General features: G+C 65.1%; 6 protein-coding genes. 5 read left to right on the top strand and 1 reads right to left on the bottom strand.

The genetic code is table 11. The features are described 5' to 3' along the window. The first annotated feature begins 353 nt into the window (after window positions 1-353). Together B3M58_RS07025 and B3M58_RS07020 are read left to right on the top strand one after the other, a co-directional pair. Window positions 354-644: a GYD domain-containing protein gene (locus B3M58_RS07025; RefSeq protein WP_296217890.1), complete on the top strand. Its 291-nt coding sequence runs from the start codon at window positions 354-356 to the stop codon at window positions 642-644. 212 nt (window positions 645-856) lie between these two features. Continuing rightward, window positions 857-1,078: a VF530 family protein gene (locus B3M58_RS07020; protein ID WP_296217889.1), complete on the top strand. Its 222-nt coding sequence runs from the start codon at window positions 857-859 to the stop codon at window positions 1,076-1,078. 156 nt (window positions 1,079-1,234) lie between these two features. Here B3M58_RS07020 and B3M58_RS07015 read toward each other — a convergent pair whose 3' ends face one another. Then, window positions 1,235-4,342 (bottom strand): transglycosylase domain-containing protein, encoded by a 3,108-nt coding sequence (locus tag B3M58_RS07015; RefSeq protein WP_414704059.1) that lies wholly within the window; start codon window positions 4,340-4,342, stop codon window positions 1,235-1,237. 141 nt (window positions 4,343-4,483) lie between these two features. On the opposite strand from B3M58_RS07015, the gene B3M58_RS07010 reads away from it, so the two are divergent. From B3M58_RS07010 to B3M58_RS07000, 3 genes are all read left to right on the top strand, one after another. After that, window positions 4,484-5,170: a class I SAM-dependent methyltransferase gene (locus B3M58_RS07010; RefSeq protein ID WP_296217887.1), complete on the top strand. Its 687-nt coding sequence runs from the start codon at window positions 4,484-4,486 to the stop codon at window positions 5,168-5,170. Between the two features lie 16 nt (window positions 5,171-5,186). Then, a complete protein-coding gene (locus B3M58_RS07005; protein ID WP_296217886.1) occupies window positions 5,187-5,606 on the top strand; it encodes a VOC family protein in 420 nt (139 codons plus the stop codon). A gap of 85 nt (window positions 5,607-5,691) precedes the next feature. After that, window positions 5,692-6,513, top strand: coding sequence for an aldo/keto reductase (locus tag B3M58_RS07000; protein ID WP_296217885.1), 822 nt, complete (start codon window positions 5,692-5,694; stop codon window positions 6,511-6,513). The last annotated feature ends 154 nt before the right edge of the window (window positions 6,514-6,667 follow it).

Genomic DNA, 6,667 nt, shown 5'->3' with positions numbered 1-6,667 from the left:
ACAGTTAACGGGTACAGAGCCTTTTTTTGGGCGCTGCGTCCATCACCTGCTGCATGCGGCGTTAGGTTGTTGTGGGCGCGGTGCCGCGCGTGGCGGCTCATGCCATCCGTAAGCGGCGCAGCTGGCTTTTTTGCCGCAGTGGATCAGTGGTCGTGCGTGTGCGGCCGCGGGCTGCTATGCCTACCAGGCGGCTCTGCGGCGCGGAGCTGCGGCCTGTGCGCGCAGGGCGATGTGGCGCAAGCAGGCGCCAAGGCGTGGTCGGGCTGGCGGGTGTGAAAGCGTGGCGGCCCTCTCTCAGGTAATCGCTGCCGACCCATTGACCGCCGTCAATCCACCCGAACAGGGGTGAGACCATGGCAACCTTTATCTCGTTAGTTAATTTCACCGATCAGGGCATCCGCACGGTCAAGGACTCGCCGGATCGTTTCCACGCCGTCAAGGCACTGGGTGAAACGCTGGGTCTGACGGTCAAGGCGGTCTATTGGACCGTCGGTACTTACGACCTGGTGCTTATCGTCGAGGGCGACGAGGAGGCCGCAACGTCCCTGCTGTTGAAAGTAGGTTCGCTCGGCAATACGCGCACACAGACCCTGCGCGGCTTCTCCGAGACGGAAATCCGGCGAATCATCGGCAACATGCCGTAGGGCCAGATGCTGCCTGAGTGTTTGCGGCAGGCGCGTGGCAAAGCCGGCCCGGCACCTGCGGGTGTTGGGCCGGTGTGTTGTTTGCGGCTGGCGGGCGCTTAGCGCGGCTCAAGCCACGGAACTCATGGGCTTTCGCGGCGTTCGCCCTTCCGGTTGGCGCAGCGCTTGGCTAAGGTGGCGGTCTTTTACGGTCCAGCTATTACAGGTTCTGCATGACTCAATCGTCGAAAAACCCGCTGCACGGTGTGACCCTCGAAGCGCTGCTCACCGAACTGGTCGCTCAATACGGCTGGGACGGCCTGGCGGCGCGCATCGATATTCGCTGCTTCAAAAGCGACCCGAGCATCAAATCCAGCCTGACCTTCCTGCGCAAAACCCCCTGGGCGCGGGAGAAGGTCGAGGCGTTGTATCTCCAGCTGCACAAAGGCCGATAGCCGCGTAGGGCGGACATGCCGCCAGGTTTGTCCGCCGGGTACACACCGAGGGTGGACAAGGCTTCGCCATGTCCACCCTACGCGGCAGGCTTTAGCCCTCCGCGAATCCGCCAATGGCGGGCGAAGGCCCACCGTTCAAAGCAACGCCGATAGCGATTATTTCCAGCTCGCCTGCACTGGCGCCAGCGGCGTTTGGCATTGCGTGCTGTTGCCCGGTTCCAGGTAGGGCGCGAGGATCGGTGCCATGCCTTTGAGCACTTGCACCGGCAGCGCCGAGGTGAAGGTGAAGTTCTCCGCCGCGCGCCCTGGGACGAAGGCGGTGAGCGTGCCGTAATGCCGTGGGCCGAGGTAGAAAACGAAGGTCGCCGTGCGGTTCAGCGCCCGCGAGCTGAGCACGCGCCCGCCGGCGCCTACGGTTTCGATGCGGTTGTCGCCGGTGCCGGTTTTGCCGCCAAGCGTCAGAACGCGACCATCGGCCAGGCTGAAGCTGCCTTGCAGGCGCCGGGCGGTGCCGCCTTCGACCACTTGCGAGAGCGCCCCGCGCAGGGCGGCGGCAACCTCAGCGGGCATCACCCGGTTGCCGGTAAACGTATTGCGCGCGACCAGGGTGTCGTAGGGCGTGCCTGCGGCAAAGTGCAGGCTGTCGATCCGCTGGGTCGGTTGGCGTACTCCGTCGTTGAGAATGATGCCCATCAGTTCGGCCAGTGCCGCCGGGCGGTCGCCGGAGCTGCCGATGGCGGTGGCCAGCGACGGCACCAGATGCTCGAAGGGGTAGCCGAGGTTTTGCCAGCGACGGTGGATATCGAGGAAGGCTTCGACCTCCAGCATGATCCGCAGACGGCTGTCGCGGGCGCTCTTGTGCCGGCTGCGGAACAGCCAGCCATAGACTTCCTGGCGCTGGTCGTGGCTGGCGGTGACGGCGTCGTTGAAGCGCGCTTGCGGGTTTTCGATCAGGTAACCGAGCAGCCATAGCTCCAGCGGGTGGACGCGGGCGATATAGCCTTGGTCCGGCAGGCTGAACGCTCCGGGGCCGTAGCGCAGGTACAGCTCATTGATGCGTTTGTCGCTGAGCTTCTCCTGCGGCACGTGGGCGCGCAGGAAGGCGGCGAAGGTGGCTTCGTCGACTTCCGGCATCAGGTAGCGGTGCACGGCGGCGAGGCGCACCGAGGTATGCCGCAGGCCGCTGAGAAAGGTGTCGAGGCGCTGCTGTGCCGGCTGGCCTTGATACTTGCGCCAGAAGCGCAGGAGGAAGGTCTTGCCTTCGCGGTCGGCGAAGCGGCTGAGGTAGGCCTGACGGCGTGGGTCTTTGTCGTCTTTGAGCAGCTCGGCGCTGTTGCCCGGTGCCTGGTAGGTGCTGTAACGCACCAGGTCGCGCATCAGGCGGATGAACGGCAGGTTGATCGACTCGCGCAGGGCTTCGCGCAGGGTGGGGATGCGCGCGTTGTCTTCGCGGCGGAAGTTGGCAAAGGTGTGCAGGCCGCCACCGGTGAAGAAGCGCTCGCCCGGGCTGGCGGAGTATTTACGCTCCAGCGCCGCATCGAGCATGGCCGGCAGACTGGCCTCGGGGTCGCGGATCAGGTAATCGATGGCCCAGCGGCTGAGGAAATCCAGCTCTGGCACGTCCACACTGCGCAAGGCGCTGGGGCTCTGCCCGGCATAGCGCTGGTGCAGTTCGGCGATGATTTCCAGGTAGGTGGTCAGTACGCGCAATTTGGCGGTGGAACCGAGCTCCAGTTTGCTGCCCTCGTTGATGTCGAACGGCTGATCGGTGCTGTCGGTCTGCACGCGCACCTGGCTGCCATTGGCCGTGCGCTCGAACAGGGTGAAGCTGTAGCGCACGTCAGCGGTTTTTTCGGCGGACAGCAGGCGTTCGCCGAACAACCCGATCTGCTCGGCGAAGGCGGGGTCGGCAAGGCGCTGCAAGTAAGCGCTGACGGCTTGTTGCAGGTCGTTCTGCAAGGTGGTGCTGACGCTCAGGTCAAGGCGGTCGAGGTCATACAGCGGCATGTTCAGCAGGTTGGAGAGGCGCGAACGGGCCACGCTGATGCCCTTGTTGCTGTCCACCGCTTGCAGGGTCGGCTCCAGCTGCCAGTCGCGAAAGCGCAACTGCTGGGCCAGGGCGGCATCGCGCAGCGGGGTGTCGATCAGGCCGCCATTGGCCAGCAGGCGGATATGGCTGTCGGTCAGCTCGGCCAGCTCATGGCGCCCCTGGGCCAGGTAATAGGAGGGCCGGCGCTGGGCGATCATCAGTGACAGCACCTGGCGCAAGGCCTGGCCGCGCTGGGCATTGCTCGCCTCGGGTGAGCGCTCGGGGTCGAGCAAGCGGTTGACCGTGGCGAAGTCGGCGCCGTACCAGATGCGCAAGCCGTCGGCCAGGCCATGCACCTCGCCGTGCCCCGGCGCCGCCGAGAGCGGCACGCTGTTGAGGTAGTCGCGCACGATGTTCTCGCGCGCGGGCAGGGTTTGCGGGCCGCTTTGGTAGGTTCGCACGCTGGCGGAGACCATTTGCCGCAGTTTTTCCGAGGCCGAGTCGGTCAGGCCGTCTGGCGAGTGGCGGTACTTTTCCATCTGGGTGGCCAGGGTACTGCCGCCAGCGGACTGATCCTGCACATCGAGCAGCTTGCCGACTTGCGACAGCGCGGCCATGGCAAAACGCGGCCAGTCCACCGCCGGGTTGGCGTGCGGCTGTTCGGCGTCGAGCAGGTGACGGTTTTCGATGAACAACAGGCTGCCGGCCACCAGCGGCGGAATCGCGCTGAAACTCGGGTAGCGTTGCTGCGGGTAGCGGAAGGTATAGAACGGTGTGCCGCGGCAATCGCTGATGCTCAGGCCGCTCTGGATTTTCTCCGGGAAGGGCGTGAAGAAGCCGCGCCGGTTGTAATCGAGCAGCGCCGCGGAAAACTGCGCTTGTTCGGCGATGTGGAAGTCGCGTTGGGTCAGGCGTTCGAGCATCAAGGGCAGGTAGGCATAGCCCAGACGCTTGTCGAAGGGGCCGTCTTGCGGGTAGACAATGGCCGGGCTTGGCCCTGGCAGCACGCGGTAGCTCAGGCTGCTGGCATAGCGGCTGAGTTGTTGCGCCTGAAAGTGCGCGGTACGCAGCTCATAGGCGAACAGCAGGGCGCCGAGTACCAACAGCAGCATCAGCAATAGCCCGACATAGCGCCACAGGGCACGCCGACGTTTGCCAGGCGTCAGGTAAACAACCGGCTTGCCACTCGAGGGAAGGGCTGTTTCTTCTGCATCGGATTGCCATAAAACGCCCATAATCGTTTGGCCTGGCTGCGTCGTCCTTCACCCAAGCTTAGTCGTTGGCCGACGATTAAGACGTTGTTGTTATTTGCCAGACGTTAAAAATATCGCCAGGCTTTTAACGCTCTTGTGCATTGAACTTACAGTGGGTGCCTTATGCAGCGCGACCACCGCGAACAGCTCAATCTCAGTTGGCAAGCCAACGCCGATGCCTGGACGGCCGCAGTGCGCGAGCAGCGCATCGAAAGCCGTCGGCTGGTCACCGATACGGCGATTCTGCAAGCGGTATTGGCCCTGGCGCCGAGCCGCGTGCTGGATGTCGGCTGTGGCGAGGGCTGGTTATGCCGCGGCCTGGCCGCACGTGGCATCGAGTCGGTCGGCGTGGACGCTTCGCAGCCGTTGATCGAGGTGGCGCGGGCTGCCGACAGCCCGCGCGCCCGGTACCGCGTGTGTGGCTACGCCGAGCTGGCCAGTCAGGCCGCGCAACTCGGGCGCTTCGATGTGCTGGTGTGTAACTTCGCCTTGCTCGACGAGCCGCTGGCGCCGATCCTGCAAGCCCTGCATCAGGTGCTGGCGCCCGGTGGGCGTTTGTTGATCCAGACCGTGCATCCGTGGCGCGCCTGCAACGATGCCGCGTACCGCGATGGCTGGCGGGTGGAGACCTTCGCCGGTTTCGGCGAGGGCTTCGCGGAGCCGATGCCATGGTTCTTCCGCACCCTGGAGTCGTGGTTGGGCCTGCTCGGCGAGAGCGGTTGGCGCCTGCAATGGTTGCAGGAGCCGCTGCACCCGGAGAGCGAGCAGCCGGTCTCGCTGTTGCTGTTGCTCAGCGCCGACGCGCGCTGAGCAGCCAGGTGCCCGTGTGCAACTGCTGCTGAATATCGACGTGCCGGATCTGCCGGCCGCCGTGGCTTTCTATACTCAGGCCTTCGGCTTGCGCGTGGGCCGGCGCCTGTTCGCGGGCGAGGTGGTGGAGTTGCTGGGCGCGCCGTTACCGATTTACCTGTTGGCCAAGCCGGCGGGCAGTGCGCCTTTTGCCGCCAGTGAGCAGGGCCGCAGTTATCAACGGCACTGGACGCCCGTGCACCTGGATGTTGTGGTGGCGGACCTGGATGCCGCCCTGGCCCGCGCATTAGCCGCTGGCGCGCAGCAGGAAGGTGCGATTCAAACCGCGGTGTGGGGCCGTTTGGCCGGTTTGCGTGACCCATTCGGCCATGGCATCTGTCTGCTGCAGTGGCAGGGCCTGGGTTACGCCGAGGTCGCCGAAGCCGTACGCGATTGAGAAGGCTAGCGCCGAGGCGAGCATGGCTTCAGGCGCCGTGACGTGAGCGCCGGCCGGATGGGTTTTGAGTAAACAGGAGGGCGTGATGCGCACACTTGAACTAGCCGGCGAACAGGTGCCGGTAATCGGCCAGGGCACCTGGCGCATGGGCGAGGAGGCCAGTCGGCGCCGCGCGGAAGTCGCCGCACTGCGCCAGGGTATCGAACTGGGCCTGCGCCTGATCGATACGGCGGAAATGTATGGCGAAGGCGGCGCCGAGGTGGTGGTCGGCCAGGCCATTGCCGGGCTGCGCGAGCAGGTCTTCCTGGTCAGCAAGGTCTATCCGCATAACGCCAGCCACAGCGGCGTGGCGGCGGCCTGCGAGCGCAGCCTGAAGCGGATGCAGGTCGACTGCATCGACCTCTACCTGCTGCACTGGCGCGGCCAGTACCCGCTGGCGGAAACCGTCGAAGCCTTCGAGCGCTTGCGCGAGCAGGGCAAGATCAAGCGCTGGGGCGTGTCCAACTTTGATCTGGAGGATCTGCACGAGCTGGATGCGCCGGTCTGTGCCAGCAATCAGGTGCTGTACAACCCGGAGGCACGCGGTATCGAGTTCGACCTGCTGCCCTGGCAACAGCACCAGGGTATGCCACTGATGGCCTACTGCCCGTTGGGCCAGGCCGGCAGCCTGTTACGTAACCCGATCCTGCGCGAGGTGGCCGAGCGCCATGCCGTTACCCCGGCCCAGGTCGCCCTGGCCTGGGTCTTGCGCCAGCCTGGGGTGATCGCCATTCCTAAGGCGGTCGAGCCGACGCACCTGCGCCTCAACGTCGAAGCCGCGGCGTTGCAGTTGAGCCCCGCATGCCTGGACCTGATCGACACGGCTTACCCGGCGCCGACGCGTAAGCGCTATTTGCAGATGGTCTAGGGTCTCGGAAATAACGATCGGTTTTACGCGGCGTTCGCAAAGGCTTTGTGCCAATGACGTGTTGCCTGAACAGTCACGCTGTTGTGGGCGCGGCCTTGGCCGCGAATGTGCAGCACTGCTGCATCGCGGTGGCCCAAAGAGCTCGCGGCCAAGG

It is taken from the genome of Pseudomonas sp. UBA2684 (assembly GCA_002354655.1).
In the GTDB taxonomy this organism is placed as follows: domain Bacteria; phylum Pseudomonadota; class Gammaproteobacteria; order Pseudomonadales; family Pseudomonadaceae; genus Aquipseudomonas.
Note: the sequence above shows the minus strand (reverse complement) of the source record. Positions and strands in the feature narration are given on the sequence as shown.

Coding starts and splice junctions, on each gene's coding strand:
- B3M58_RS07025 (WP_296217890.1), top strand. CDS start 354: ATGGCAACCTTTATCTCGTTAGTTAATTTCACCGATCAGGGCATCCGC.
- B3M58_RS07020 (WP_296217889.1), top strand. CDS start 857: ATGACTCAATCGTCGAAAAACCCGCTGCACGGTGTGACCCTCGAAGCG.
- B3M58_RS07015 (WP_414704059.1), bottom strand. CDS start 4,342: ATGGGCGTTTTATGGCAATCCGATGCAGAAGAAACAGCCCTTCCCTCG.
- B3M58_RS07010 (WP_296217887.1), top strand. CDS start 4,484: ATGCAGCGCGACCACCGCGAACAGCTCAATCTCAGTTGGCAAGCCAAC.
- B3M58_RS07000 (WP_296217885.1), top strand. CDS start 5,692: ATGCGCACACTTGAACTAGCCGGCGAACAGGTGCCGGTAATCGGCCAG.